The sequence below is a fragment of the Kitasatospora sp. NPDC059462 genome, from assembly GCF_042749955.1.
In the GTDB taxonomy this organism is placed as follows: domain Bacteria; phylum Actinomycetota; class Actinomycetes; order Streptomycetales; family Streptomycetaceae; genus Kitasatospora.
In genome coordinates this window covers 1-26,788 of the sequence record NZ_JBHYUU010000119.1, presented here as the reverse complement: position 1 = coordinate 26,788, position 26,788 = coordinate 1, and the positions used below count along the sequence as shown (strand labels likewise).

Here is a 26,788-nt window from a genome sequence, read left to right as displayed (position 1 = left end):
GCACTGCGGTGCGCCGCCCCCGGCCCGGCCCGCACGCGCCCCGGCCGCCGCGCCCTACGCGACGGCCGCGCCGGTGAGGTGGCGCAGCAGCGGGCCCGGGTCGTGGCTGCCGCACGCGGTGCGGACGGCGGCGTCGTGGGCGGCGGCGAGGGCGTCGAGGCGGGCGAGGCGGGCCTGGCCGAGCCGGGAGAGGTGCGCGGTGATGCGGCGGCGGTCCTGCTCGTCCTGGCGGCGGTAGACCCAGCCGGCCTCGGTGAGGGCGTCGACGATCCGGCTGAGGCTGGCCTGCGGGATGACCAGGGCCTGGGCGAGTTCACCCATCGAGCGGCCGGTGCCCTCGGTGAGGGCGCGCATCACGCGCCACTGGTCGAGGGTGCAGCCCTCGGCCTCCAGGCGGCCGGCGAGGTCGCGGGCGAGGCGGCGCTGGGCGATGGTGAGCAGCTCGATCAGCAGGGGCCGGTCGGTGGCGACGGCGTCGGGGGTGGTGGCTGGTGGTGTCATGGCCGTGTCTCTTTTCCCCGTCGCTGGTCCTGGTCACCGGTCCCGGGCGCCACGCCCTCGTTTGGCCGGATCGGCTGGCCATGACGATACTCGCAAGCGATGAGCGCCGATGTGAAGCTGCTGGAGCCGCTCGACGCGCGGTACCTCCCCCGGGAGGCGCCGGCGCTGCGGGTGGGCCTGGTCGTGCCGCAGTCCGGGCCGCTCGGCCTGACCGGGCCGTCGGCCCTGGACGGAGCGCTGCTGGCCGCGCACGAGGTGAACGCGGGCGGCGGGGTGCGCGGACTGCCGCTGGAGCTGGTGCTGGTGGACGGCGGCGGCACTCCGGCGGCGGTGGCCCGGGAGGTGGCGCTGCTGCTGGACGCCGGGGCGGTGGACGCGGTGGCGGGCTGCCACTCCAGCGATGTGCACCGGGCCGTGGAGACGGTGACCACCGGGCGGACCGCGTACGTGTACACGCCGCCGCACGAGGGCGGCAACCGCTTGCCGGGCGTGTTCTGCACCGGGGCGGACCCGGCGCGGCAGCTGGCGGGCGCGGTGGAGCGGCTCACCGAACGGCACCGGCTGCGCCGCTGGGCGCTGGTCGGCAACGACTACATCTGGCCGCACGCGATGCACCGGGCGGCCGGGGCGGCGGTGGCCCGGGCCGGGGCGCGGGTGGTGCTGGAGCGGCACCTGCCGTTCGGGACGGCGGAGCGGGCGCTGGAGCCGCTGCTGGACGCGCTGCGCGCCGAGCGGGCGGACGCGCTGCTGCTGAGCCTGATCGGCGCCGACCTGGTGCGCTTCAAGCGGGCGCTGCGCCGCAGCGGCCTGGACCGCCGGCTGGTGCGGCTGTCCGGGGCGCTGGAGGAGAACGGCCTGCTCGCGTACGGCGGGGACGGCACCGGCACGCTGTACGCCTCGATGCCGTCGTTCGCGTCCCTCACGGAGGAGCGGCGGGTGCGGCTGGCGGAGCAGCACCGGGCGGTGTTCGGGCCGTACGCGCCGGTGCTGGACGCCTACGCGGTCGGGTTGTACGACGGGCTGCACCTGCTGGCGGCGCTGGCGGTGAACGGGGAGCTGGTCGCGGACGACGGGCTGGGGCGGGCGGCGGCGCGGCTGCTGCGCGGGGACGGCGCGGCGGTGCGGCGGGCGTGGGCGCGGGCGCCGCTGGGGCCGGCCCGGGACGGGGTGCACCTGGCGCGGGCGGAGGGGCTCGGGTTCACCGTCCTGTCGTAGGGCGCCGGCCGGGCCGGGACCGGGCCGGGACCGGCCCGGGGACGCTCCGGCACCGCGATCCGGTGTTCGGTATGCGGACGCGATCCACAAAACCCTTCCATTTGGAAATAGCGGGCTCTAGTGTCTCCCCACCACCTCGGGTCGCCCCAGCACGGGTCGTCACGGAAGAGAGCCCCCACATGCCCGAAGCACCCCCCTCCCCCGCCGGCATCGAGAGCTACGGCTACAAGCAGGAACTGCGCCGCTCCCTGCGCTTCACCGACCTGCTGGTCTACGGCCTGGTCTTCATGGTGCCGATCGCCCCCTTCGGCATCTTCGGCAGCGTCTTCCAGGGCTCGGGCGGCATGGTCGCCCTGGCCTACGTGCTCGGGATGGTGGCGATGATGTTCACCGCCCTCTCCTACGCGCAGATGTCCCGGGCCTTCCCGATGGCCGGCTCGGTCTACACCTACGCCGGTCGCGGCATCGCGGCGCCGGTCGGCTTCCTGTCCGGCTGGATGATCCTGCTGGACTACGTGCTCGTGCCCGGCCTGCTCTACCTGATCGCCGGCGTGGCGATGAACTCGCTGGTCCCGGCGGTGCCGGTGTGGCTCTGGCTGGTCGGCTTCGTGCTGCTGAACACCGCCGTCAACTACTTCGGCGTCGAGATGACCTCCAAGGTCAACAAGGCGATGCTGATCGGCGAGCTCGTGGTGCTGGTGGTGTTCATCGCCTTCGGCGTGGCCGCGCTGGCCTCCGGCAAGGGCCGCGGCTTCGACTTCACGCCGGTCTACAACTCGCAGACCTTCTCCTGGAGCCTGGTCTTCGGCGCGGTGTCGATCGCGGTGCTGAGCTTCCTCGGCTTCGACGGCATCTCCACCCTCTCCGAGGAGAACCAGGACTCCACCAAGGCCATCGGCCGCTCGATGATCGCCGCGCTGGTGCTGGCCGGCTCGCTGTTCATCGCACAGACCTGGATCGCCTCGCTGCTCGTCCCGGACCCGGGCGCGCTGATCGCCGACGGCGACCCCGACGGCACCGCCTTCTACGACGCGGCCCGCGTCGCCGCCGGGGGCTGGCTCGCCACCGTCACCGCCGCCGCGACCGCCGTGGCCTGGGGCTTCGCCAACTCCCTGGTCGCCCAGGCGGCCACCTCGCGGCTGCTGTTCGCGATGGCCCGCGACCGCCAGCTGCCCGCGTTCCTCGCCAAGGTCCACCCGCGCCACCGCGTCCCGGTGAACGCGACCCTGCTGACGGCGGGCGTCTCGCTGGTCCTCGGCCTCTACACCGCCTCGCGCGAGGACGGCATCACCCTGCTGTCCACCCTGGTCAACTTCGGCGCGCTGACCACCTTCCTCGTCCTGCACGTGTCCGTCGTGGTGCACTACGTGTTCCGCCGCCGCAGCCGCGACTGGTGGCGCCACCTCATCGCCCCGGTGATCGGGTTCGCGATCCTCGCGTACGTGGTCGTGAACGCGGACATCGCCGCCCAGCGGCTCGGCTTCGTCTGGCTGGCGATCGGCGGACTCGTCCTGACCGGGCTGCTGCTCTCCGGCCGCCGCCCGAACCTGGCGGCGGTGGCCGCCGACGCCACGCCCGACACCGCACCCGACGCCGCTTCCGCCCCCGCTTCCGCCCCCGGCAAGGAGAACCCGTGAGCCTGCCCGACGTCGTCTCCCTCTCGCCCGAGCCCGACCAGTACGCCTACACCTTCGGCGGACGCGAACCGCTGGTGACCGTCCGGCCCGGCACGATCGTCGAACTGACCACCGAGGACTGCTTCGGCGGCCGGGTCCGCGGCTTCGCCGACCTGCCGAGCGCGGTCTGCGAGTTCCCGTACCTCAACCCGGTCACCGGACCCATCGCGGTGGCCGGCGCCGAACCCGGCGACACCCTGGCCGTGCATTTCGTGGAGATCACCCCGGCCCGCGACTGGGGCATCTCCAGCACCTTCCCGCACTTCGGTGCGCTCACCGCCACCCACAGCACGGCGATGCTGCACGCCCCGCTGGAGGAGCGGGTCTGGGTGTACGAGCTGGACGTCGCGGCCGGTGTCTGCCGGTTCCGGGCCCGCAACAGCGACTTCACCACCGAACTCCGGCTGGACCCGATGCACGGCACGGTCGGCGTCGCCCCGGCCGGCGGCGAGACCCTGATGTCGATCACCCCCGGCGCGCACGGCGGCAACCTCGACACCCCCGAGATGCGGGCCGGCACCACCGCCTACTTCGGCGTCAACGTGCCCGGCGGGCTGCTCGCCATCGGCGACGGCCACGCACGCCAGGGCGAGGGCGAGGTCTGCGGGACGGCGGTCGAGACCGCGATGCGCACCACGGTGGTGGTCGACCTGATCAAGGGCGGCGGACCGGCCTGGCCCCGGCTGGAGAGCGACCACCACCTGATCTCCACCGGCTCGGCCCGGCCCCTGGAGGACGCCTTCCGGATCAGCCAGCACGACCTCGTCCGCTGGAGCGGCGAACTGCTCGGCCTGGACACCCTGGACGCCTACCAGCTGGTCAGCCAGGCCGGCCTGGCCCCCGCGGCCAACGTGTGCGACACCAACTACACGATGGTCGCCAAGCTGCCGAAGTCCGTCCTCGGCCGCACCCGGGCCTACGACGGCCTGCACGACCGGCTCCGGGAGATCGCCGCGACCTACCTGCGGGGGCGTTGAAGAGGGATCAGGTTCCCCGCACAACGGTGTTCTGATTGGCGGTGAGCAGCCACCGGCCGTCCTCCTTCACCATGACGTACAGCGGGCTGCCCTCCTCCCCGATCTGCCCGCCGTCGCCGTCGAGGTAGCGCTGGCGCACCTTGACGGCGGCGACGTCGGGGCGGAGGAAGAGCACGTGCACCACCTCGTAGGTGGCCGTGCTGCCGCTGCCGGCGAAGCTCCCGGGCAGCACCTTGCGGGTGAACTCGGCGATCTCCTCCCGCCCGCGCAGCAGCAGGCCGTGCCCGGTGGTCCAGATCGCGTCCTCGCGGAACAGGCCGATGAACTCCTCGGTCAGCTCGTTGACCTGCGCGTGCTGGACGGTGGCGACCACCTGCTGGACGGCGGCGATCTCGGCCTCGACGGACCCGGCGTTCATGAGGGCGTTCGTGATGGGGTTCATGCGGCCATGGTGGAATCTCAAGTCCGGTTGAGGTCAAGGCCGGGCGCCCCGCGGGCTTGAGGTTGCCGCAGCGGCAGCCCCTACCGTCGTGAGCGGGGCCGGAGGGACCGGCCCGGTGGAACACGTGAGGGGAGAGCGGATGGCCGGCTGGCCGATCGAGGAGGTCGCCCGGATGTCCCGGGTGACGGCCCGGACGCTGCTGCCGCCCGCCCGGACCGGCGCCAACGGACACCGCTACTACGGGGAACCGGAGCTGCTGCGGCTCCAGCAGATCCTCGTGCTGCGGGCGCTCGGCCTGGGGCTGTCCGAGATCGGCCGCGTCCTGGCCGCCCAGGTGGACGAGCTGGAGGCGCTGCGCGGCCATCACCGCCGGCTGCTCACCGAGCGCGACCGCCTCGACGAGCTGGCCGCGACCGTCGCCCGCACGATCACCGATCTGGAGCGATCCAGGAAGGACGGTACGCCGATGACCGAGATCAACCGGCCGGAGAACCTGTTCGAAGGGGTCCGGCCCGCCGACTACGAGGAGGAGCTGCGCGCGTTCCCGGAGCTGGCCGAGGCCGCCGGGCGGGCCGTGGCGGCGATGACGCCGGAGGAGGTCGAGGCGGGGCAGCGCGAGCGCACCGCGCTGATGATCGGGCTCGCCGAGCTGATGGCCGCCGGGCTGCCGGCCGGCGCCGAGGAGGTGCGGGCCCGGGTCGCCGGGCAGTACCGCGCGCTCACCGCCGTCCAGCCGGTGTCCGCCGCGGAATTCCGGGCGATGGGGCGCGGCTGCGTGGAGAACGGGCCGTGGCGGGCGGCGTACGAGGCGATCGCCCCGGGGCTGGCCGAGTACCAGCGGGACGCGATCGAGGCGTTCACGGCGACGCTGCCGGACGCATTCGCACACCCGCACCCGAACGGGTGACCTAGGCTGGTGGGGTGCTCCTTCTCGTTCGCCGTCGCCACGTGGACCTGCTCCGCGTGACCAGCATGTCCTGTCGACGCTCCGGCTGACCCTCGTACCCCTCACCCTCAGCGCGGCCCGCAGCGGCCGCGTCCCCCCTCCCGGCCCGGGCACACCCGCCGCACCAGGCGCGTCCCCGGCGTTCCCGGTCCACCACCGGAGCCGGCCGGGACGAGACCCAGCGGATGTCCCCATGACGCAGCAGCACCCCACCAGCCCCGCCGACGCCCCCGCCGACGCCCTCCCGGTGATCGACCTCTCGCTCGCCGGCGGCAGCCCGGCGGACCGCACCCGCCTGCACGACGAACTGCGGACCGCGGCCACCGGCGTCGGCTTCTTCCAGCTCGTCGGCCACGGGGTCACCCCGGCCGAGACGACCGCCCTGACCGAAGCCACCCGCGCCTTCTTCGCCCTCCCCGAGGCCGACCGCCTCGCCGTCGCCAACCTGCACTCCCCGCACTACCGCGGCTACACCCGCACCGGTGACGAGCGCACCGGCGGCAGCCGGGACTGGCGCGACCAGCTCGACATCGGCGCCGAACGGCCCCCGCACGTGCCCGCCCCCGGCGAGCCCCCGTACTGGTGGCTGGAGGGCCCCAACCAGTGGCCCGCCGCCCTCCCCGAGCTGCGCGACGCCGCCCTGGCCTGGATCGACCGGCTCGGCGCGGTGGCCCGCACGCTGCTGCACGAACTCCTCGCCTCGATCGGCGCCCGCCCCGACTTCTACGACCCCGCCTTCGCGGGCCGGCCCCACCTGCGGCTCAAGCTGGTCCGCTACCCGGGCACCGCCCCCGACGGCGCCGCCCAGGGCGTGGGCGCGCACAAGGACTACGGCTTCATCACCCTGCTCCTCCAGGACACCGTCGGCGGCCTCCAGGTGGAGCGCCCGGACGGCTCCTTCCTGGACGTCCCGCCCCTGGAGGGCGCCTTCGTCGTCAACCTCGGCGAACTCCTGGAGGTCGCCACCGACGGCTACCTCAAGGCGACCAGCCACCGCGTGGTCAGCCCGCCCGGCGCCCGCGAGCGCTTCTCCGTCCCGTTCTTCTACAACCCCCGCCTCGACGCCCACATCGAGCCGCTGGACTTCCCCCTCGCCCACCACGCCCCCGGCGCCACCCAGGACCCCGCCAACCCCCTCTACGCCGACTTCGGCTTCAACGAGTGGAAGGGCTACACCCGCGCCCACCCCGAAGTCACCCGCCGCCACCACCCCGACCTCGCCGCCTGAGCCCACGGCAGCGCACCCGGGCCCGCGCTCCTCACCGGAGCGCGGGCCCTTGCGCGTCCGGCGCGTGGACCCGGTGGGACAGCGGTGTCACACTGGCGGTGTCACAGTGGTGGTGCGACGCGGCGGGAGGCGGGGGTGGAGGTGCGGCTGACGGTGGACGAGTTGGCGGCGCGGGCGGGGGTGACGGTGCGGACGGTGCGGTTCTACGGGACGAAGGGGCTGTTGCCGCCGCCGGTGCTGGGGGCGCGGCGGGTGGGGTGGTACGGGGCGGAGCACCTGGACCGGCTGGGGCTGATCGAGGAGCTGCAGCGGCAGGGGCTGACGCTGGCCGCGATCGAGCGGTACCTGGCGCGGCTGCCGCAGGGCACCACGCCGCTGGACCTGGCGATCCACCGGGCGCTGGTGGCGTCGTGGACGCCGGAGGTGCCGGAGGAGGCGGGCCGGGCGGAGGTGGAGCGGCGGGCCGGGCGGCGGCTGTCGGAGGAGCAGGTGGACCGGCTGGCCGCGATGGGGGCGCTGGAGCGGACGGCGGACCCGGAGGTATTCCGGGTGGACCCGGGGCTGCTGCCGCTGGGCGTGCGGATCCTGGACGTGCCGATCCCGCTGGAGACGCTGGTGGCGGCACGGGCGGTGGTGGTGGAGCACAGCCGGGCGACGGCGCGGGAGTTGCAGCGGCTGTTCCGGGAGACGGTGTGGAAGCCGTACCGGGAGAGCGAGCCGGCGCCGGACGACGTGGAGCGGATGAAGGCGCTCACCGACCACATCCGGCCGATGGTGGCGCAGGCACTGGTCACCGCGTTCCAGAAGTCGCTGCGGGAGGAGCTGGACGCGGGGCCGGGCGGGGCGGCCGCGCAGGAGCGGCGGGCCGCCCCGCCCGAGCGGTGATCAGTCGGTGAAGGTGCGGCCCTCGGCGGCGATCCGCTCCAGCAGGGCGGGCGGCGCGAACCGCTCCCCGTACGCGGCGGCGAGTTCGCGGGCACGGGCCGCGAAGCCGGCCGGGCCGCCCGGGTAGCCGTTGATGTACTGGAGCACGCCGCCGGTCCAGGCCGGGAAGCCGATGCCGAGGATGGAGCCGACGTTGGCGTCCGCGACCGAGGTGAGCACGCCCTCCTCCAGGCAGCGCACCGAGTCCAGCGCCTCGCTGAACAGCATCCGCTCCTTGAGGTCCTCGAACGGGACGGCGGCGTCCGCGCGGGTGAAGTGCTCGCGCAGGCCCGGCCAGAGGCGGCCGCGCACCCCGTTCTCGTCGTACTCGTAGAAGCCGGCGCCGCCGCTGCGGCCGGGGCGGCCGAACTCGTCGACCATCCGGTCCACCACCGCGTCCGCCGGGTGGGCGGTCCACTCGCCGCCGGCCGCCTCGACGGCGCGCCGGTACTCGTTGCGGATCCTGCGCGGCAGGGTGAGGGTCAGCTCGTCGAGCAGCGAGAGCACCTTGGCCGGGTAGCCGGCCTGGGCGGCGGCCTGCTCGACGCTGGCCGGCTCGACGCCCTCGCCGATCATGGCGACGCCCTCGTTGATGAACTGGCCGATCACCCGCGAGGTGAAGAAGCCGCGCGAGTCGTTGACGACGATCGGCGTCCTGTTGATCTGCCGGACCAGGTCGAAGGCCCGGGCCAGCGCCTCGTCCCCGGTCCGCGGGCCGCGGATGATCTCCACCAGCCGCATCCTGTCGACCGGCGAGAAGAAGTGCAGGCCGATGAAGTCGGCGGAGCGCTGCACGCCCTCGGCGAGCAGGCCGATCGGCAGGGTGGAGGTGTTGGAGCAGAGCAGGGCGTCGGGGGCGACGACGCCCTCGATCTCCTGGAACACCTTGTGCTTCAGCTCGGGGTCCTCGAAGACCGCCTCGATGACCACGTCGCAGCCGGCCAGGTCGGCGGCCTCGGCGGTGGGGGTGATCCGGGCGAGCAGTTCGTCGCGCTGCGCCCCGGTGCGCCGCCCGCGCGCCACCGCCTTCGCCAGCAGGCCCTCGGAGTAGGCCTTTCCGCGCTCGGCGGCCTCCACGGTGACGTCCTTGAGCAGCACCTCGATGCCGGACTCGGCGCAGACGTGGGCGATGCCGGCGCCCATCATCCCGGCGCCGAGCACCGCGACCTTGCGGACCGTGCGCTTCTCCACCGCAGCGGGCCGTCCGGCGCCGGAGTTGACGGCCTGGAGGTCGAAGAAGAGCGCCTGGATCATGTTCTTGCCGGTCTGTCCGCAGGCCAGCTCGGTGAAGTAGCGCGCCTCGATCACCATCGCGGTGTCGATGTCCACCTGGGCGCTCTCGACGGCGGCGGCGAGCACGTTGCGCGGCGCCGGGTAGGGGGCGCCGGCCAGTTGCTTGCGCAGGTTGGCGGGGAAGGCCGGCAGGTTGGCGGCGAAGGCCGGGGTGCTGGGGGTGCCGCCGGGGATCTTGTGGCCCTTGACGTCCCAGGGCTGGACGGGGGACGGGTTCGCCTCGATCCAGTCCCGCGCCCGGGCCGACAACTCCTCGGGAGTGTCGACGAGTTCGTGCACCAGGCCGTGTTCGAGGGCCTGCGCCGGGCGGTACTGGCGGCCCTGCAGCAGGAACTTCAGCAGGGCGTCGGTGATGCCGAACAGCCGGACGGTGCGGACGATTCCGCCGCCGCCGGGCAGCAGGCCGAGGGTGACCTCGGGCAGGCCGATCCGGCTCGCGGGGGTGTTCAGGGCGATCCGGTGGTGGCAGGCGAGGGCCAGCTCCAGGCCGCCGCCGAGCGCGCTGCCGTTGACCGCGGCGACGACCGGCCGGCCGAGGGTCTCCAGGGTGCGCAGGGCGCGCTTGATCCGCATCGACTTCTCGAAGACGGCGGCGGCGTCCTCGGGGCGGGCGGCGGAGAGCATCCGCAGGTCGCCGCCGGCGAAGAAGGTCTTCTTGGCGGAGGTGACGACCACGCCGCGCAGCTCGCCGGCGGCGGCGAGGCCGGCCAGGCGGGCGACGACGGCCTCGAAGTCGGCGGTGAACGCCTCGTTCATGGTGTTGACGGACTGGGCGGGGTCGTCGAGGACGAGGGTGACCACGCCGTCCCGGTCCTGCTCCCAGCGGATGGTGGTGGTGTCGCTCATGGGTTCGGGTCTCCGGAGGAGGTGGGGAGGAGGACGGGGGTCAGACGCGCTCGACGACGGTGGCGATGCCCATGCCGCCGCCCACGCAGAGGGTGGCCAGGCCGTAGCGCAGCTCGCGCCGCTCCAGCTCGTCGACGAGGGTGCCGATCAGCATCGCGCCGGTGGCGCCGAGCGGGTGGCCGAGGGCGATCGCGCCGCCGTTGACGTTCACCTGCTCCGGGGAGAAGCCCATCTCGCGGACGAAGCGCAGCGCGACGGCGGCGAAGGCCTCGTTGATCTCGACCAGGTCGATGTCGGCGGCGGTCAGCCCGGCCTTCGCGAGCGCCTTGCGGGTGGCGGGCGCCGGGCCGGTGAGCATGATGGTCGGCTCGGAGCCGGAGACGGCGGCGGAGACGATCCGGGCGCGCGGCCGCAGCCCGTAGCGCTCGCCGGTCTCGCGGTTGCCGATGGCGACCAGCGCGGCGCCGTCGACGATGCCGGAGGAGTTGCCGGCGTGGTGGACGTGGTCGATCGCCTCCACCCAGTGGTACTTCTGCAGGGCGACGGCGTCGAAGCCGCCGGCCTCGCCGATCGCGGCGAAGGAGGGCTTGAGTCCGGCGAGCGTCTCCACGGTGGTGCCGGGGCGGATGAACTCGTCGCGTTCCAGCACCACCAGGCCGCTGCGGTCGCGGACCGGGACCACCGAGCGGTCGAACAGGCCGTCGGCCTGGGCCTTGGCGGCGCGGGCCTGGGACTCGGCGGCGAACGCGTCGACGTCGGTGCGCGAGAAGCCCTCGATGGTGGCGATGAGGTCGGCGCCGATGCCCTGCGGCACGAAGTTGGTCTCGTAGGCCGTCATCGGGTCGGCGAACCAGGCACCGCCGTCCGAGGCCATCTTCACCCGGGACATCGACTCGACGCCGCCGGCCAGGACGAGGTCCTCCCAGCCGGAACGGACCTTGGCGGCGGCCAGGTTGACGGCCTCCAGGCCGGAGGCGCAGAAGCGGTTCTCCTGGACGCCGGCGACGGTGTCCGGCAGGCCGGCGGCGATGGCGGCGATCCGGGCGATGTCGGAGCCCTGGTCGCCGACCGGGCTGACCACGCCGAGCACGATGTCGTCGATCGCCGCCGGGTCGAGGTCCGGGAAGCGGCGGCGGATCTCGTGGATCAGGCCGACGACCAGGTCGATCGGCTTGGTGCCGTGCAGGGAGCCGGTGGCCTTGCCCCGGCCGCGCGGGGTTCGGATCGCGTCGTAGACGTACGCTTCGGTGGTCACGGTGGGGAGCCTTTCGGGGCGGGGGGTGACGGCGGAGCCGGGTGGTGGGGATCAGTCGAGGAGGGAGCGGCCCACGATCTCCTTCATGATCTCGGTGGTGCCGCCGTAGATGGTCTGGATGCGGCCGTCGGTGAACGCCCGGGCGACCGGGTACTCGGCCATGTAGCCGTAGCCGCCGTGGAGCTGGAGACAGCGGTCGGCGGTGCGCTTCTGCAGCTCGGTGGCCCACCACTTGGCCATCGAGGCGTCCGCCGGGGTGAGCGCGAAGCGGTTGTGCTCGGTGATGCAGCGGTCGACGAAGGTGCGGGTGACCGCGCACTCGGTGGCCAGTTCGGCGATCTCGAAGCGGACGTGCTGGAGCTTGGCCAGCGGCCGGCCGAACGCCTCGCGCTGCTTGACGTAGGCGGTGGTGAGCTCGACCAGGTGCTCGGCGCCGGCGATCGCGGAGGCGGCGATGGTGAGCCGCTCCTGCGCGAGGTTGCGCATCAGGTACAGGAAGCCCTGGTTGAGCTCGCCGAGCAGGTTCTCCTTCGGGACGCGGACGTCCCGGAAGAACAACTCGGCGGTGTCCTGGGCCTTCTGGCCGATCTTGTCGAGGTTGCGGCCGCGCTCGAAGCCGGGCGTGCCGCGCTCGACGACCAGCAGGCTGAGACCGTGCGCGCCGCCCTCGGCGGTGGTGCGGGCGACCACGACGACCAGGTCGGCGAGGATGCCGTTGGAGATGAACGTCTTGGCGCCGTCGAGCAGGAAGTGGTCCCCCCGGTCGACCGCCCGGGTGCGGATGCCCTGGAGGTCGGAGCCGGTGCCGGGCTCGGTCATCGCGATCGCGGTGATCAGCTCACCGGTGCAGAACCCGGGCAGCCAGCGGCGCTTCTGCTCCTCGGTGGCGAGCGAGGTGAGGTAGGGGCCGATGATGTCGTTATGCAGGCCGAGCGCCAGTCCGGAGGCGCCGGCCCGGGCGAACTCCTCGGCCAGCACGGCGGCGTAGCGGAAGTCGGCGGTGCCACCGCCGCCGTACTCCTCGGGGACGGCGAGGCCGAGCAGGCCCTGCCGGCCGGCGGCCAGCCAGGCCGCGCGGTCGACGATGCCGGCCTGCTCCCAGCGGTCGTAGTGCGGTAGCACCTCCTTGGCGAGGAAGGACCGGACGGTGACCCGGAAGTCCTCGTGCTCGTCGGTGAAGAGGTCGCGTTGCACGGCAGGCTCCTTGGCGGGGTGGGGAGTTCAGGCGGTCGGCGGCGCGGCCGGCGGGTCCAGCCCGGGCACGCCCCAGTCGGCGGCCACCTCGGCGGCGTCGGCGCCCGGCCGGGCGGGCGGGCGGCGCAGCGCGCCGGGGGTGGCGGAGAACCGCGGGGCGGGGGCGGGCTGGGTGACGCCGTCCGCCTCGACGTACGTCCCCCGGCTCACCAGATGCGGATGGCGATGGGCCTGACGCATCGTCAGCACCGGCTCCACGCAGGCGTCGGAGCCCGCGAAGACGGCCTCCCAGGCGGCGCGCGGGCGGGTGGCGAAGCGCGCGGCGATCGCGGCCCGCAGCTCGGGCCAGCGGGCGGTGTCCCACTGGCCGGGGGCGTCCGGGCCGAGCTCCAACAGCCGGGCGAACTCGGCGTAGAACTGCGGCTCCAGGGCGCCCACCGCGAGGTGGCCGCCGTCGGCGGCCGGGTAGACGGCGTAGAACGGCGCGCCGCCGTCCAGCAGGTTCACGCCGCGGCGGTCCTGCCACCGCCCGCCCGCCAGCAGGCCCTGGAGGACGGCGGTGAGGTGGGCGGCGCCGTCGACGACGGCGGCGTCGACGACCTGGCCGGCTCCGGTGGCGCGGGCGTGGTGCAGGGCGGCGAGCAGGCCGACGACCAGGTAGAGCGAGCCCCCGGCGTAGTCGCCGAGCAGGTTGGCGGGGATGCCGGGCGGCCCCTCGGCGGCGCCCGGGGCGCCCACGGCGTCGGGGGCGGGGGCGGGGGCGACCAGGCCGAGCGCACCCGAGACCGCCGCGTACCCGAGGTCGTGCCCGGCCCGGGCGGCCAGCGGCCCGTCCTGGCCCCAGCCGGTCATCCGCCCGTACACCAGCGCGGGGTTGCGGGCCAGGCAGGCCTCGGGCCCGACCCCGAGGCGCTCGGCGACGCCGGGCCGGTAGCCCTCGATCAGCAGGTCGGCGCGGGCGGCCAGGTCGAGCACCAGGCCGGACCCGCCCGGGGCCTTGAGGTCGACGACCACCGAGCGCTTGTTGCGGCCCGCGACGTCGTGGGCCGGGTCGATGCCCAGCGGCGAGGGTTCGGGCCGGTCGACCCGGACGACGTCGGCGCCGAGGTCGCCCAGCAGCATCGCGGCGAACGGCCCCGGGCCGATCCCGGCGAGCTCCACCACGCGCACACCGGCCAGCGGTCCGCCGCGCTCGCCGCGCCCGCCACCGGCCCTGCCCTGTTCGGACGCCACTGCCCCTCCGGGGTCGAGGAAGTCTGACAGTAAAGCTGTCACACTCGCGATGATAGGGAAGCGACCGTTCAGTAACAAGACCTCTCCGCCTGTGCCGCGGCCCCCGGCGCACACCGTGCGGCGGCGCTCGCGGAGGGTGCCTCGGTACGTCTACGGACAGCCCGGTACCGTCGTCCCCGGCGGGGGGCTGCTGACCTCCCGTCGGATCCGGAGGAAGGAAGAGCAGCCGCACATGGTCTACCCAGGGTTCACCACCGGGCCGGTCGCGCCCAGTACCTCGCCGTTCGCCGCCCCCACGCCCCGGCCGACGCCCACCCCGGCCCCCGCCGCGGGCACGCCCGCCGCCACGCCGGGCCCGGTGCCGTCGCCCTCCCCCGGTGTGAACCCGGGCGGCACCACCACCCGGCTGGACCGCCCCTACGAGCTCAACGCCTCGGCCGGCATCGCCCGGCAGATCGCCGCCGACCTCGACAAGGCCAACGGCAAGGGCGGCAACAACCTCGCCGAGCACGCCTCCACCGCCGCCGGGAGGATCCGCGGCTTCGCCTTCGGCGGCGCGCTCACCGGCTCCACCGAGCGCTGGCTCCAGCAGTGCAAGACCCTGCACGACAAGCTGACCGGCACCGCCGACAACCTGGACGCCACCCAGCGCGCCTACCAGACCAACGAGACGTCCATCGCCGGCCGGCTCGGCCGCCCCGGCCGCTGAGCCGCCGGGGAGAGGAGAGGAGCAACCCCCATGGTGTCCTTCAAGGAACTCCACGAGGCCGACTTCGCCGGCGTCACCGAGACCGCCGAGGCCTGGACCTCGATGGCGACCGCCCTCGACGCGCTGGACTCGCGCGTCGCCCGCGACCTCACCGGCACCCCGCAGCGGGCCGGCTGGGAGGGACCCGCCGCGATCCAGGCGGGCGCCACCCTCAAGGGCGTCGACACCGATGTCACCCAGGCCGCCGCGGTCGCCAAGGCGCTCGCCGCGATCATCCGCGACGCGGCCGCCGACTTCACCGCCGCCCGCAAGGCCCTCGACACCGCGATCCACGACGCCGAGACCCAGACCCTGACCGTCGGCGCCGAGGGCGACGTCCGCTGGCCGCCGATGCCCTGCTCGCACAACGACCCGGACGCCGGTCCGGCGATCAAGAAGTACGACGAGGAGATGAAGGCCAAGGCCGAGGCGATATCCGCCCGGCTCACCAAGGCCGTGCAACAGGCCACCGCCGCCGACCAGCGCGCCTCCGTCGCCCTGCAGACCGACATCGGCACCAGCACCACCGCCTTCAACGCCAAGCCCTACGGCGGCGGCGACGCGGCCGACGCCAGGCGCGCCGCCGACCTGCTGACCAAGGGCGGCAGCCTCTCCGACGACGAGCTGAAGCGGCTGCAGGACCTGATGGCCACCGGCTCCGGTTCCAAGGAGTTCTCCACCAGCCTGCTCAACAGCCTCAACGCCGGTGGCCACAAGGGCCCCGAGGCGCTGCTCGACTACGCCAAGGTCTACGGCGACCTCGCCCGGGGCGACCACAACGCCCAGCAGTACCAGGACCTCTACGGCAACCTCGGCCAGGTGCTCGCCACCGCCACCAAGGACGGCGGCATGGGCAAGGCCTGGGAGGACGACCTGCTCAAGGCCGCCCGCAAGCCGGGCGGATCGGCGGCCGGGTACAACGACAACTACCGGGCGCTCACCGAACTGATGGGCACCAAGGGCGACTTCGACAAGCCGTTCCTCACCAGGGTCGGCAACGACCTGGTCGACTACGAGCGCGGCAGCAAACTCAAGGGCGAGGAGCTCTGGGGGCCGGACTACGGCAACGTCACCGGGAAGCAGGGCGACCCGATGCGCGGGCTGATGAAGGCGATGAGCCACAACCCGGAGGCGTCCAAGGAGTTCCTCGACCCGGGCGCCAACAAGAACCTCGACTACCTGCTCAAGGACCGCACGTGGCCCAACCAGGGCTACGAGCACAACCAGGTGGACGGCCTGGCCCGGGACACCTCGCGCGGCGCCTTCGGCGACGCCCTCCAGGCCGCCACCACCGGCCGCGACCCGCACGGCGACCAGCCGCCGGCCCGCCCGCACGACGAGGCGATGGCGCGGATCATGTCCGAGACCGTCACCCACTTCGGCGGCCCCAAGGCCGGCCACGAGAACGAGCTGCCCGCCGCGCTGCGCCGGCCGCTCGCCGAGATGATCGCCGACTACGCCCCCGACACCTACGAGATCCTCGGCAAGGAGACCGGCGGCACCTCCGAGACCAGCAAGCTCACCATCGGCCGGGAGCAGATGCTGCGGACCATCCGCGGGGTCGCCGAGGACCCCGAGGCGTTCAAGGTCGTCCACTACGCGGAGAGCCAGGAGGTCGCCCGGCGGCTGAACGAGTACCCCGCCGAGGCCTTCCAGCCGGACCAGACCGGGCGGCCCGACCACAAGATCCAGGGCTTCACCCGCGAGGCCGGCGAGGTGATGGGCACCCTCAGCGGTGTGCGCACCGACGTCATCGCCGACCACCGGGACGACGCGATCTTCCGCAACAACTGGAACGCCAAGATGGACTACCACCTGCTCGGCGCCCCGGTCACGCCCGTCCCGATGGTCGGCGACGCGGTCCAGCGGCTCGTGGACGTCGGCACCTCCGTCTACGCCAACAACCTCAACAACGACGAGAGCCTGAAGGCCACCGAGCAGATCTCGGACACCTTCCGGGCCGGCGACGAGCAGCTCAAGGCGATGATCCGGGAGCGCGCCCTGGCCGCCGGCATCCCGAAGGAGGAGGTCAACGCCACCGGCGGGGTCACCACCACGCTGCTGACCGACGTCAACGCGAGCTACCAGACCGGCGTGGACGACGCGTACCGCCGCGCACTGGGGCGGAGCTGATGAACCGATGAGCGGACCGACGCAGGAACACCAGGAAGACCGGGAGCCCCGGGAACCCCGGGAACCCCGGCAACACCGGCCCGTGGGCGAGCGGGTCGACACGGCGCTGAGCAGGCGCGGGTTCACCACCCGGTCGCTGCGGCTGCGGGCGGCCGGGGTGCTGCTGGCGATCACGGCCGGGGCGGCCGGGCTGCTGCTGTTCGGATACACCAACGTGCTCGGCCCGGACCGCGTGTGCGGGGGCGCGGCGAGCGCGGACGCCGTGCACGCCGCGCTGGGACCGGGGCGGATCAGCGAGGAGAAGTCCCCCGGCTACTCCCCCACCGCCGTCGACCCGACGCAGTACTGCCGCGCCACGGTGGACTTCGGCCTGTTCGGGGACACCGGGAAGAGCGTCGGGTTCGGGCTCTCGGTGAACCGGAGCGTGGGCGCCGAATCCCGCCCGGGGGCACGGCTCTTCGCCGACCACGGTGCCGTGGGCGCGGTGACCCCGGGTGGCGCCTGGGCGCTGCTTCCGGAAGGCTGCCCCACCGGACTGCGGGCCTCGGTCGGCACCGGACACGACGGGAAGGACGGCGACCACGCGGAAGGCATCGCCCGGCTCGCCGTCGAGCTCGCCGGCCTCGCCGCGAAGGACCGCACCTGCGGCACCGCACCGCCCGCGCCGACGACGCTCTCCCCGGCGGGCGCCGAGCAGCCGGTCGACTGGAACAACCTCTGCGGCCTCCCCGGCATGGCGGTCGCCAAGGCGCCCGACGCGGACCACGAGGACTGGTACCGCCAGCAGGCCACCACGGCGTTCTCCCCCGTCTGGTCCTGCACCGTGACCGACCGGCCGACCGGGAGGCCCGTGGCCTCGTTCGTGGTCGTCACCGAGCCCCGGGTGGTGGACCTCCCGGCGGACCAGGAGCGCTCCACGGCGTTCGGCCGCAGCACGTGGGCCGGCACCGGGAACGAGGACGTGGTGGCCCTCTGCCAGGGCCGCAGGACGTACTTCCACTACGAGGAGCGCCCCGCACCGGCCCTCCGCAGCCAGCACCTGCTGCCCGACACCGGGGCCGTCTGGACGCAGTTCCTGACCGCCGCCGGGAAGGCGATCGGCTGCGAGCCGATCGTTCCCTAGCGGCCTCCGTCCTCCCCGGGGACCGCCCGTCCCCCCTCGGGTTCCCCCCGGCGGGGGAGGCGGATCGGATGGCCGGAGGAGGTGCGGGCGGACGGGTGCGCGGGAGCGTGGGGGCATGACCTCGACGCTTCCGGTCCTGTCCACGGCCCCGGCCGCCGCACCCGCCGCCGCACCCGCCGCACCCGCGCCCGTCGGCCGGGTGCGGACGGCGGCGGCCGTGGTGGCCGTCGCCGCGACCGTTCCCTACCTCACCCTCAAGCTGCTCTGGCTCACCGGTCACCCGGTCGGGGCCGGGGACGCCGATGCCATGGACGACCTGTGGCTCCTCAACCTGCTCACCTTCGGCATGGACGCCGTCGCCGTCGTCCTGGCCCTGGCGTTCGTCCGGCCGTGGGGGCGGCGCGCGCCCGCCGGGCTGCTGGCCTTCCCGATGTGGGTCGCGACCGGACTGCTCGGCACCCTGCTGGTCGCGCTTCCGCTCGTCCTGCTCGCCGCCCTGGTGCTCGGCCCGGAGGCGGCGGGGGCCGGGAAGGACGACGGGCCGAGCGGCTGGGTGTTCACCCTCGTCTACGGCGGCTTCGCCGTCCAGGGGCTGGCGCTGATCACCGGGTTCCTGCTGTACGCGCGGGAGCGCTGGGCCGGGCTGCTGCGCCGCGACCGGATCGGCGACCTGCCGCACTCCCCCACGCTGAGCACCCAGCGGGCCTTCGCCTGCGCGGCCGCGCTGCTCGCCGCCGGGATCGCGGCGGCCCGGCTGTACTGGGCGTTCGGCGGGGCGGCCGGGCTGCCGGTGGCGTGGCGGGAGGAGCGCGGCCGGAGCGTGGCGGTCATGGACGCGGTGACGGCCGCGATGGCGGTGGCCGCGGCGGCGGCGCTGCTGGTGCTGGTGTTCCGGCGCCGACCGGAGTGGCGGCTGCGCGGGCCGCTCGCGGTGGTGTGGACCGCCGCCGGGTCGGTGTTCGCCTGGGGCGCCTGGCAGTTGGTGGCGTTCGGGACGACGGTCAGCGCCTCCGCCGACCCGCGCGAGGCGGTGCCGGGGCTGCTGCCGCTGGTGGAGGCGGTGCAGGTGGTGACCGGGCTGCTGGTGCTGGCCGTGGGCGCGGTCGCGCTGGTGGAGCGGGCGGCGGCGGGAGCCGTCCCGGACACCGCCTGGGCGGCGACGACCGGCCTCCCGGCCGGGGGTGCTGACGTAGAGTCGGCGGAGTGATCACGGGGGCGGGTCGGGAGTCGGAGGGGAGCGGCGGCGGGGCGCTGCGGCGGGCGGCGGGTGCGCTGCTCGGGCGGCGGGCCCGGCTGCGCTGGGTGCACCTGGTGCTCGGCGGGGCGCTGCTGATGCCGTACTGGATGCTCTCGACGGTCGCGCTGGGCGCGCTGGATCCGCGCAAGGGCTCGTTGGCGCAGGTCCTGCTCTACTTCGCCGCGCTCGGCGCCTCGCTGCCGATGGCCGCCGTCACCGCCCTGGTCCCGACCGTCCGGGCGCTGGAGGGTGCGGCGGCCCTGGCCCTGTGCGCGCCCCGGCGGGCGGCGGAGGTGGTCACCGGCCCCGCGCGGTCCTGGGCGGCGCGGCGGCGGACGGCCGGGTGGTTCGTGCTGCACCTGCTGTTCGGCGGCGTCGTCAGCGGGATGACGCTGGCCGGGGCGCCGTTCGCGGTGGTGCTGATCCTGCGGCCGACCGGCTTCGAGGAGATGGTGCGGTTCTGGGAGGAGCGCGGCGTGCCGGGCTGGCTGCCCGGCCCGGTGCTGGGCGTGGCACTGCTGGCCCTGATCGTCGGCACCAGCGCCGGTCTCGGCGCACTGCTGGCGCGGTGGGCGCCCGTGCTGCTCGGCCCGACCCCGGACGAGCGGCTGGCCACCGCCGAACGGCGGGCCGTCGTGCTCGCCCAGCGCAACCGGCTGGCCCGTGAACTGCACGACTCGGTCGGCCACGCGCTGAGCGCCGTCGGCATCCAGGCCTCGGCCGCCGCCCGGGTGCTGCGCACCGACCCGGAGTTCGCGGCGCAGGCGCTGGCCGCCATCGAGGAGACCGCGCGCGGCGCCGTCGCCGAACTGGACGCGGTGCTGGGGCTGCTGCGCGAGGAGGACGGCGACGCGGCAGGGCCCGCCGGACCGACCCTCGCCGGGCTGGAGGACCTGCTGCGGCAGCTGGCCCGCACCGGGCTCGCGGTGGACGCCGAGCTGGCCCCCGGCCTGGACCGGCTGCCGGCCGCGTTCTCCCGCGAGGCCTACCGGATCGTCCAGGAGGGCCTGACCAATGTGCTGCGGCACGCCGGCCCGGCCGGTTCCGAACCGGCCCGGCTGCGGGTCGCCCCGGCCGGGGGGCGGCTGGAGATCGAACTGACCAACCCGCTCGGCCGGTTACGGCCCAGCCGGCCCGGCGGCGGACGCGGGCTGCGCGGGATCGGCGAGCGCGCGGCGGCGCTGCGCGGCGGCTGCGAGGCCGGGCCGGTGGACGACGGGACGACGTGGCGGCTGGCCGTCTGGCTGCCGGTGGGAGGAGAGCGTTGAACAGCAACGGCAACAGCAAGAGCAGCGGGAGCGGGAGCGGGAGCGCGGGCGGGCCGGTCCGGGTGGTGATCGCCGACGACGAACGGCTGGTGCGCACGGGGCTGCGGGTGGTGATCGACGCCGAGCCGGACCTCACGGTGGTCGGCGAGGCGGCCGACGGCGCCGAGGTGGTGCCGCTGGTGCGCGCGCTGCGGCCGGACGTGGTGCTGATGGACGTGCGGATGCCGGGGATCGACGGCATCCGGGCCACCGAGCAGCTGGTCGCCGGGATGGCCGAACCGCCCCGGATCCTGGTGGTCACCACCTTCGAGCACGACGACCACGTGTACGACGCGCTGCGGGCGGGGGCGGCCGGGTTCCTGCTGAAGCGGGCACGGGCCGAGGAGATGGTGCAGGCGGTGCGGCTGATCGCGCGCGGCGACTCGCTGCTGTTCCCGGCGGCCGTGCGCGACCTCGCCCTGCGCTACGCGGCGCCGGCCGCACGGACCTCCCGTCCGGCGCCCGAACGCGGCCCGGTCGGCCGGCTCACCGAGCGGGAGGGGCAGGTGCTGCGGCTGATGGCGGCCGGGCTCAACAACGGGGAGATCGCCGCGAGGCTGGTGCTCAGCCAGGAGACGGTGAAGACGCACGTGGGCGGCGTGCTGGCCAAGCTGGGCGCGCGGGACCGCACCCAGGCGGTGATCGCGGCGTACGAGTCGGGGTTCGTGCTGCCGGGCTGACGGGGAACCGGCGGGGGCGAGGACCCGGCGGGTGCGCGGCCGAGGGCGGGGTGCGCGGCCGAGGGCGGTGGCCGGCCGGTCCCGCTCAGATCCGCCAGGACCGGATCCGGTCGGCCGCCGCGAAGACGTCCGCCCGCCCCTCGGCGATGTCCCGGGCCAGCTCCACCAGCGCCCCGTACGGCGGGTCGATGCCCTCGCCGGCCGCGTGCATGTACGCCGCCGTCGTCATGCAGGCGTACAGGTTGTTGCGCACGGGAAGCGGCCGCAGCAGCACGATCGTGTGCATCAGGGTGGCCGCGCACCACGCCGGATCCGCGTCGTGGCCGAGCTGTGCGGTGTTCACCCGGTGCCGGGCGACGGCCGCCTGCAGCGCCGAGTAGTCCCGCACGCTGAGGTCCTCCGGCGAGGCCAGCTCCTGGACGTCGAGCAGCCAGCGCAGATCGACCCGCAGCAGCATCATCGCGGCACCCCGGTCGCCCGCCCCTCCCCGCCCCGCCCGCTCAGGCGGCCGGCGCGTCCTCCGGGAACTCCCGGTCGAACTCCTCGCGGTGCGCGTTCCAGAAGGCCACCGCGTGGGAGACGAACACCCGGCGCTGCTGCTCCCGCACACTCAGGTCGTGCACATACGCCTTGACACTCTTGCCGTCGGCGGCGGCCGCCTCGCGGATCGCGGCGAGCTCGTGCTCCGTGTACTCGATGTTGAGTGCTGGCATGGCGCCGATGGTACTGGAGCGCACGGGAGTTGGACACCGAGCCGGTGACCCCGACGCCGCTGCGGCCGGGTGTACGCCGCCGGTCGGAGCCCGGCGCGCCCGGCGTACCTCCGTGGTCCCGGTGCGGACCGCTCCGCAGGCTGACGTGCGGCGGCTCAACCGGTCCGTACCGTCGACCCGAGGGCGGCGGAGGGGTTCCGCGGGGGAGGCCCGGACCTGGAGACGGCAGGGGACGGCATGGGTATCGAACGGCGGAGGCCGGTGGCCCGGGCGGCGGCGATCACGGCGGTCGCACTCGCGGTGACGGCGGGCACGGTCGGCGCGGCGGGCGCGGCGGGGGCGGCGGCGGACGGGGACGGCCCGGCCCAACGGCCGGGCGTCAACCGGCTGGAGGGCGTCTGGCAGGTGGACGGCTACGGCACGATCGCGGAGATCCACGGCACCACCCTCACCACCTACGACGTGACCAGGATCAGCTGCACCCCGGGGTTCCTGGACGGCACCCAGGTCGGCGCGCCCGGCCACGGCGGCGCCGTCCGGTACGGCCGGCCCGGCAAGGGGTACGGGGAGCTGACCGTCACGCCCCGGGGGCGCGACCGGGCCGTGTACAAGGAGGACGGCGCCAGCTCGGCCAAGGACCTCTCCCGGCTGCCCGGGCTGCCGGCCCGATGCACCCGTCCGGCGCCGCAGGACCCGCTCGCGGTCTTCGACCGGTTCTGGGCGACCTTCGAGGAGAACTACCCCTTCTTCGCCGCCAAGGGCGTCGACTGGAAGGCCCGGGGCGCGCAGGCCCGGGCGACCATCACCCCGGGGACCGACACCACCGCGCTCGCGGGGATCATCACGGGCCTGCTCGAACCGCTCGGCGACGCGCACACCTTCCTCGGCCGCAAGGCGGCCGACGGCGGCTACGACCTGGTCTTCGGGGGGCTGCGCCCGGGCACCCAGGAGCCGAGCGACCAGCTGCGGGAGCAGGCGGGCCGGGCGGTCGCCGCCCAGCTCCTCGCCCCGGAGCAGACCTTCGGCCGCGGCCGGCTGGGTGTCGGCGAACTGCCGGGCGGCATCGGCTACCTGCGGGTGAGCAGCTTCGACGGGTACGTCGACGACGGCCCCTACCAGGCCCACGCGGCCGAGCTGGACAGGGCGCTGGACACCCTGCTCGCCCACCCCGAGCGGCTCGACGGCCTGGTGATCGACCTCCGGCTGAACGGCGGCGGCTCGGACGAGCTGGGCCTGCGGATCGCCTCCCGGCTCACCGACCGGCCCTTCCTCGCCTACCGCAAGGTGGCGCGCAACGACCCGGCCGACCCGACCGCCTTCACCCGGCCCCAGGCGGCGACCGTCCGCCCCGCCGCCGGGGCGGCCCGCTACACCGGGCCGGTCGCCCTGCTCACCGCCGGCTCGACGGTGAGCGCGGGCGAGACCTTCACCCAGGCGATGGCGGAACGGCGCCCGGCGCCGGTGCGGATCGGCGAGAACACCCAGGGCGTCTTCTCCGACGTCATGCTCAAGCCGCTCTCCGACGACCTGCTCGCCGGCCTGCCGAACGAGAAGTTCCTCACCCGCGACGGCAGCACCTTCGACGGCCCGGGCATCCCGCCGGACGTCCGCACCCCGGTCTTCACCCCGGAGGAGCTGGCCGGGCTGAAGGACTCCGCCCTGACCGAGGCCCGGCGGCTGCTCGCCGCCGGGGCCGGCCGCCGCTGAGCCGTCACCGCGTCACATCGGGTCCACCGCCCTCAGTTCGCCGTCCAGCTCCAGCCAGCGGGTGACGCCCAGGCCGCGCAGGAACGGCAGGTCGTGGCTGGCGACGATCAGCGCGCCCTGGTACGCGGCCAGCGCCTGGGTGAGCTGGCGGACGCTGGCCAGGTCGAGGTTGTTGGTCGGCTCGTCGAGCAGCAGCAGCTGCGGCGGCGGGTCGGCCAGCAGCAGCGCGGCCAGGGTGGCGCGGAACCGCTCGCCGCCGGAGAGCGTGCCGGCCGGCTGGTCGGCCCGCCCGCCGCGGAAGAGGAACCGGGCCAGCCGGGCCCGGACCGCGTTGTCCCCCGTGCCCGGCGCGAACAGCTTGACGTTGCCCACCACGGTCAGCTTGTCGTCGAGCAGGTCCAGCCGCTGCGGGAGGTGGCGCAGCGGCACCGGCGTGGTGACCTCGCCCTCCAGCGGGGCGAGTTCACCGGCGATGGTGCGCAGCAGGGTGGACTTCCCCGCGCCGTTGCGGCCGACCAGGGCGATCCGCTCGGGCCCGCGCAGGTCGAGGTGGGCGGTGATGCCGTGCGGCATCCGGACCTTCTGCAGGGTGAGCACGGTGCGCCCGGCCGGCACGGCGGTGCGGGGCAGGTCGATCCGGATCTCGGCGTCGTCCCGGACGGCCTCCTCGGCGGCGGTCAGCTTGCGCCTGGCCTCCTCCAGCCGCTCGGTGTGCATGCCCTGGAGCCGGCCCGCGGTCTCCTGGCCCTGGCGTTTGAGCTTGCCGGCGACGATGTGCGGGTCGTTGCGGGTGACCGAGCGCTTCCTGCCGTAGCTGGCGCTGCGCTCCAGCCGCATCCGGGCCTCGGCCAGGTCCCGCTTCTGGCGGTGGACATCGGCCTCGGCGTTGCGCAGCAGCCGCTCGGCGGTCTCCTGCTGGGCGGCGACGGTGCGTTCGTACTCGGCGAAGTTGCCGCCGTACCAGGTGACCCGGCCGTCCCTCAGTTCGGCGATCTGGTCGACGTGCTGGAGCAGTTCGCGGTCGTGGCTGACGATCACCATCACGCCGCCCCAGCCGGCCACCGTCTCGTAGAGCCGCTCACGGGCGGCGCGGTCGAGGTTGTTGGTCGGCTCGTCGAGCAGCAGGACGTCGGGACGGCGCAGCAGCAGGGTGGCCAGCCGCACCAGCACGGCCTCGCCGCCGGAGAGTTCACCGGTGGTGCGGTCGAGGTCGAGCCGGTGCAGGCCGAGCCGGTCGAGCAGCGCGCGGGCGCGCTCCTCGACGTCCCAGTCGTCGCCGACCGCGTCGAAGTGCCGCTGGTCGGTGGAGCCGGTCTCGATGGCGTGCAGGGCCTCGCGGGCGGCCCGGACGCCGAGCGCCTCGTCGACCCGCAGGCCGGTGTCCAGGGTGAGGCCCTGCGGCAGGTGGCCGATCTCGCCGACCGCCCTGACGGTGCCCGAGGTGGGCGTGAGTTCGCCCGCCAGCAGGCGCAGCAGGGTGGACTTCCCCGCGCCGTTGAGCCCGATCAGCCCGGTGCGGCCGGGGCCGACGGCGAGGTGGAAGCCGTCGAGGACGGGCCTGCCGTCCGGCCACTCGAAGGAGAGGTCGGTGCAGAGGAGTGAGGTGGTGGGTTGTGCCATGGAGAGCCTCCCGGAGGTCGCCGACGTGGTCGTGGAGCAACACGGGGAGACACCGCGGGCACGGGCGGGACCGGGGAGGGAGGGCCGGGGTCGGCGGAGCGACGGGGGACGCCGGGCCGGCTCACCACTGAGGTCGGGCACGCGCACACTCACGGACCGCGGGCAGTGGCATGACCGGCGACAAGGCGGTGGCATGGCTGCGGTGCGGCGGGGGGCGGTGTCTCGGGACCTCAGTAGATCAAGGGCCTACTCCTGTTCTGGCGACTGGCAGGGATGACGCTACGGAGCGGCCCGGCCGCGTGCAACCGGTTTTTTCGGTGCCGATCGCGTGCCGATCCGGTGACAGCCGTGCCCCGGACCGGTCCGCGCGGCCGGGGGTGTCCGCCGCGCGTGGCAGACTCCTCCCCTGCCACCCGGTCGACATTCGCGGCCGTGGCGTGCATTCACAGGGGGAACAGAACTCATGTCACCGATATCCCGGGCGACGCGTGCCGCGCTGGGCGCTTCCGCCGTCGCACTGACCATGGTCGTCGCGACCGCGTGCGGCCCGGAGAACAGCGACCCGGCCGCCGCCCCGTCCGGCGCGCAGACCGCCGCGACCACCGCGCCCGCCGCGGACTCCACCGGCAAGCCGGGCGGCCTGCCGCCGATCAAGCTGCCGACCGCCGACGAGCTCAAGAAGTGGAGCTTCGACGACTGGGACAAGTGGGCCCAGCAGAACGTCATCACCCCGGCGGTCAAGGGCTTCTGGGACCTCCAGAAGATCCTCAGGGCGAAGCCGGCCAAGCCCGGCCCGGGCAACCAGCCCACCGCACAGCCCACGACGCAGCCGACCGCGCAGCCCACCGCACAGCCGACGTCGGCGGCCCCGACGGCCCAGCCGACCGGCGCCACCCCGCCCCCGCCCGGCAGTGGCGGCACCGGCGGGACCGGCGGCACCGGCGGCGGCCAGAACGACCCGCAGCCGAAGCCGGTCGAGATGAAGCCCGTCGCCCACCCGTACGCCAAGCCGGCCCACGTCAACGGCAAGCTGTTCTTCCAGGACGGCAACCAGGACTACGTCTGCTCCGGCACCGTCGTCTCCGACCCGGCCAACCCGGGCCGGAGCAACCTGGTCTGGACGGCCAGCCACTGCCTGCACGGCGGCAAGGGCGGCAAGTACCACACCAACATCACCTTCGCCCCGGCGTTCAACAGCAGCGGCGCGGTCAGCGGCGGCAAGCAGGGCTCGCTCGCCGAGGCCGAGCCGTACGGCGAGTGGGGCGCCGTCGCGGGCATGGTCGCCCCGCAGTGGACGGCCGAGGCCGACCCGGAGAACGGCGGCCCGTGGAGCCAGTACGACTTCGGCATCCTCCGGGTGGCCAACCCGGACGGCAGCGCCAAGTCCCTGGAGGAGGTCGTCGGCGGCTCGGTGCCGGTCTGGTTCAACGCCCCGCGCGAGCAGATGGCCACCGTGAGCACCTACGGCTACCCGGCCGGCAAGCCGTTCGACGGCATGGAGCTGGAGCACTGCGAGGCCGGCAAGCCCGCCCGCCGCTCGATGGACCCGGCCCGCCCGACCATGCTGATGACCGGCTGCAACGGCACCGGCGGCGACAGCGGCGGCGGCTGGTTCACCACCAGGGACGGCAAGCAGGTCCTGGTGTCGGACACCTCCATCGGCGGGTTCGACAACACCTGGGAGGCCGGCCCCTACCTGGACGACGTCGCCCAGCACGCCCTGGAGTACTTCGCCAAGAAGAGCAAGTGACCCCGGTCACGCGCTGAACCCCGCCGCCGGGGGCGGTGGC

23 protein-coding genes are annotated in these 26,788 nt (G+C 74.6%); 14 read left to right on the top strand and 9 right to left on the bottom strand.

Annotated elements, in window-relative coordinates:
• Positions 1 to 54: 54 nt before the first annotated feature.
• Positions 55 to 501: a MarR family winged helix-turn-helix transcriptional regulator gene (locus tag ACFXAM_RS26065; RefSeq protein ID WP_380294660.1), complete on the bottom strand. Its 447-nt coding sequence runs from the start codon at positions 499 to 501 to the stop codon at positions 55 to 57.
• 99 nt (positions 502 to 600) lie between these two features.
• Between ACFXAM_RS26065 and ACFXAM_RS26060 the strand changes: the two genes are divergently transcribed.
• From ACFXAM_RS26060 to ACFXAM_RS26050, 3 genes are all read left to right on the top strand, one after another.
• Complete coding sequence (locus ACFXAM_RS26060) at positions 601 to 1,716, top strand: ABC transporter substrate-binding protein (protein ID WP_380294659.1); 1,116 nt, start codon at positions 601 to 603, stop codon at positions 1,714 to 1,716.
• A gap of 179 nt (positions 1,717 to 1,895) precedes the next feature.
• Positions 1,896 to 3,353, top strand: a complete 1,458-nt coding sequence (locus ACFXAM_RS26055; protein WP_380294658.1) for an APC family permease — start codon at positions 1,896 to 1,898, stop codon at positions 3,351 to 3,353.
• Entirely contained in the window at positions 3,350 to 4,369 is a 1,020-nt protein-coding gene (locus tag ACFXAM_RS26050) for an acetamidase/formamidase family protein (RefSeq protein WP_380294657.1), read from the top strand. Before ACFXAM_RS26055 ends, ACFXAM_RS26050 begins: the two co-directional genes overlap by 4 nt.
• Before the next feature lie 7 nt (positions 4,370 to 4,376).
• Here the strand turns inward: ACFXAM_RS26050 and ACFXAM_RS26045 are convergent, their stop codons facing one another.
• On the bottom strand, positions 4,377 to 4,811 hold the full coding sequence (locus tag ACFXAM_RS26045) for an SgcJ/EcaC family oxidoreductase (protein ID WP_380294656.1): 435 nt from the start codon (positions 4,809 to 4,811) through the stop codon (positions 4,377 to 4,379).
• A 139-nt stretch (positions 4,812 to 4,950) separates the two neighbouring features.
• Between ACFXAM_RS26045 and ACFXAM_RS26040 the strand changes: the two genes are divergently transcribed.
• The 3 genes from ACFXAM_RS26040 to ACFXAM_RS26030 all read left to right on the top strand — a co-directional run bounded on the left by ACFXAM_RS26040 (position 4,951) and on the right by ACFXAM_RS26030 (position 7,870).
• Complete coding sequence (locus ACFXAM_RS26040) at positions 4,951 to 5,718, top strand: MerR family transcriptional regulator (protein ID WP_380294655.1); 768 nt, start codon at positions 4,951 to 4,953, stop codon at positions 5,716 to 5,718.
• 232 nt (positions 5,719 to 5,950) lie between these two features.
• Positions 5,951 to 6,985 carry an isopenicillin N synthase family dioxygenase gene (locus ACFXAM_RS26035; protein WP_380294654.1) on the top strand — a complete coding sequence of 345 codons (1,035 nt, stop codon included), beginning with the start codon at positions 5,951 to 5,953 and terminating at the stop codon, positions 6,983 to 6,985.
• Between the two features lie 135 nt (positions 6,986 to 7,120).
• Positions 7,121 to 7,870, top strand: coding sequence for a MerR family transcriptional regulator (locus ACFXAM_RS26030; RefSeq protein WP_380294653.1), 750 nt, complete (start codon positions 7,121 to 7,123; stop codon positions 7,868 to 7,870).
• Here the strand turns inward: ACFXAM_RS26030 and ACFXAM_RS26025 are convergent, their stop codons facing one another.
• From ACFXAM_RS26025 to ACFXAM_RS26010, 4 genes are read right to left on the bottom strand one after another with little or no spacing between them, the layout of a single operon-like run.
• Entirely contained in the window at positions 7,871 to 10,048 is a 2,178-nt protein-coding gene (locus ACFXAM_RS26025) for a 3-hydroxyacyl-CoA dehydrogenase NAD-binding domain-containing protein (protein ID WP_380294652.1), read from the bottom strand.
• Positions 10,049 to 10,088: 40 nt separating this feature from the next.
• Positions 10,089 to 11,303: an acetyl-CoA C-acetyltransferase gene (locus ACFXAM_RS26020; RefSeq protein ID WP_380294651.1), complete on the bottom strand. Its 1,215-nt coding sequence runs from the start codon at positions 11,301 to 11,303 to the stop codon at positions 10,089 to 10,091.
• A gap of 51 nt (positions 11,304 to 11,354) precedes the next feature.
• Complete coding sequence (locus ACFXAM_RS26015; RefSeq protein ID WP_380294650.1) at positions 11,355 to 12,497, bottom strand: acyl-CoA dehydrogenase family protein; 1,143 nt, start codon at positions 12,495 to 12,497, stop codon at positions 11,355 to 11,357.
• A gap of 27 nt (positions 12,498 to 12,524) precedes the next feature.
• Positions 12,525 to 13,730, bottom strand: a complete 1,206-nt coding sequence (locus tag ACFXAM_RS26010; RefSeq protein ID WP_380294649.1) for a CaiB/BaiF CoA transferase family protein — start codon at positions 13,728 to 13,730, stop codon at positions 12,525 to 12,527.
• A 232-nt stretch (positions 13,731 to 13,962) separates the two neighbouring features.
• Here ACFXAM_RS26010 and ACFXAM_RS26005 point away from each other — a divergent pair, with 232 nt between their 5' ends.
• The 6 genes from ACFXAM_RS26005 to ACFXAM_RS25980 all read left to right on the top strand — a co-directional run bounded on the left by ACFXAM_RS26005 (position 13,963) and on the right by ACFXAM_RS25980 (position 20,958).
• Positions 13,963 to 14,439: a hypothetical protein gene (locus ACFXAM_RS26005; RefSeq protein WP_380294648.1), complete on the top strand. Its 477-nt coding sequence runs from the start codon at positions 13,963 to 13,965 to the stop codon at positions 14,437 to 14,439.
• 30 nt (positions 14,440 to 14,469) lie between these two features.
• On the top strand, positions 14,470 to 16,611 hold the full coding sequence (locus tag ACFXAM_RS26000; protein WP_380294647.1) for a DUF6571 family protein: 2,142 nt from the start codon (positions 14,470 to 14,472) through the stop codon (positions 16,609 to 16,611).
• Positions 16,612 to 16,693: 82 nt separating this feature from the next.
• Complete coding sequence (locus ACFXAM_RS25995; protein ID WP_380294646.1) at positions 16,694 to 17,734, top strand: hypothetical protein; 1,041 nt, start codon at positions 16,694 to 16,696, stop codon at positions 17,732 to 17,734.
• Positions 17,735 to 17,849: 115 nt separating this feature from the next.
• Complete coding sequence (locus tag ACFXAM_RS25990; RefSeq protein ID WP_380294645.1) at positions 17,850 to 18,941, top strand: hypothetical protein; 1,092 nt, start codon at positions 17,850 to 17,852, stop codon at positions 18,939 to 18,941.
• Positions 18,938 to 20,239 (top strand): histidine kinase, encoded by a 1,302-nt coding sequence (locus ACFXAM_RS25985; RefSeq protein WP_380294644.1) that lies wholly within the window; start codon positions 18,938 to 18,940, stop codon positions 20,237 to 20,239. Before ACFXAM_RS25990 ends, ACFXAM_RS25985 begins: the two co-directional genes overlap by 4 nt.
• Positions 20,236 to 20,958, top strand: coding sequence for a response regulator (locus ACFXAM_RS25980; protein ID WP_380294643.1), 723 nt, complete (start codon positions 20,236 to 20,238; stop codon positions 20,956 to 20,958). Before ACFXAM_RS25985 ends, ACFXAM_RS25980 begins: the two co-directional genes overlap by 4 nt.
• Before the next feature lie 85 nt (positions 20,959 to 21,043).
• Here the strand turns inward: ACFXAM_RS25980 and ACFXAM_RS25975 are convergent, their stop codons facing one another.
• Positions 21,044 to 21,415: a toxin Doc gene (locus tag ACFXAM_RS25975; protein ID WP_380294661.1), complete on the bottom strand. Its 372-nt coding sequence runs from the start codon at positions 21,413 to 21,415 to the stop codon at positions 21,044 to 21,046.
• Between the two features lie 43 nt (positions 21,416 to 21,458).
• Complete coding sequence (locus ACFXAM_RS25970) at positions 21,459 to 21,671, bottom strand: hypothetical protein (RefSeq protein WP_344322900.1); 213 nt, start codon at positions 21,669 to 21,671, stop codon at positions 21,459 to 21,461.
• A 237-nt stretch (positions 21,672 to 21,908) separates the two neighbouring features.
• Between ACFXAM_RS25970 and ACFXAM_RS25965 the strand changes: the two genes are divergently transcribed.
• Positions 21,909 to 23,378 carry a S41 family peptidase gene (locus tag ACFXAM_RS25965; protein ID WP_380294642.1) on the top strand — a complete coding sequence of 490 codons (1,470 nt, stop codon included), beginning with the start codon at positions 21,909 to 21,911 and terminating at the stop codon, positions 23,376 to 23,378.
• A gap of 12 nt (positions 23,379 to 23,390) precedes the next feature.
• Here the strand turns inward: ACFXAM_RS25965 and ACFXAM_RS25960 are convergent, their stop codons facing one another.
• Positions 23,391 to 24,998 (bottom strand): ABC-F family ATP-binding cassette domain-containing protein, encoded by a 1,608-nt coding sequence (locus ACFXAM_RS25960; protein WP_380294641.1) that lies wholly within the window; start codon positions 24,996 to 24,998, stop codon positions 23,391 to 23,393.
• A gap of 463 nt (positions 24,999 to 25,461) precedes the next feature.
• Here ACFXAM_RS25960 and ACFXAM_RS25955 point away from each other — a divergent pair, with 463 nt between their 5' ends.
• Positions 25,462 to 26,748, top strand: coding sequence for a hypothetical protein (locus ACFXAM_RS25955; protein WP_380294640.1), 1,287 nt, complete (start codon positions 25,462 to 25,464; stop codon positions 26,746 to 26,748).
• Positions 26,749 to 26,788: the final 40 nt, after the last annotated feature.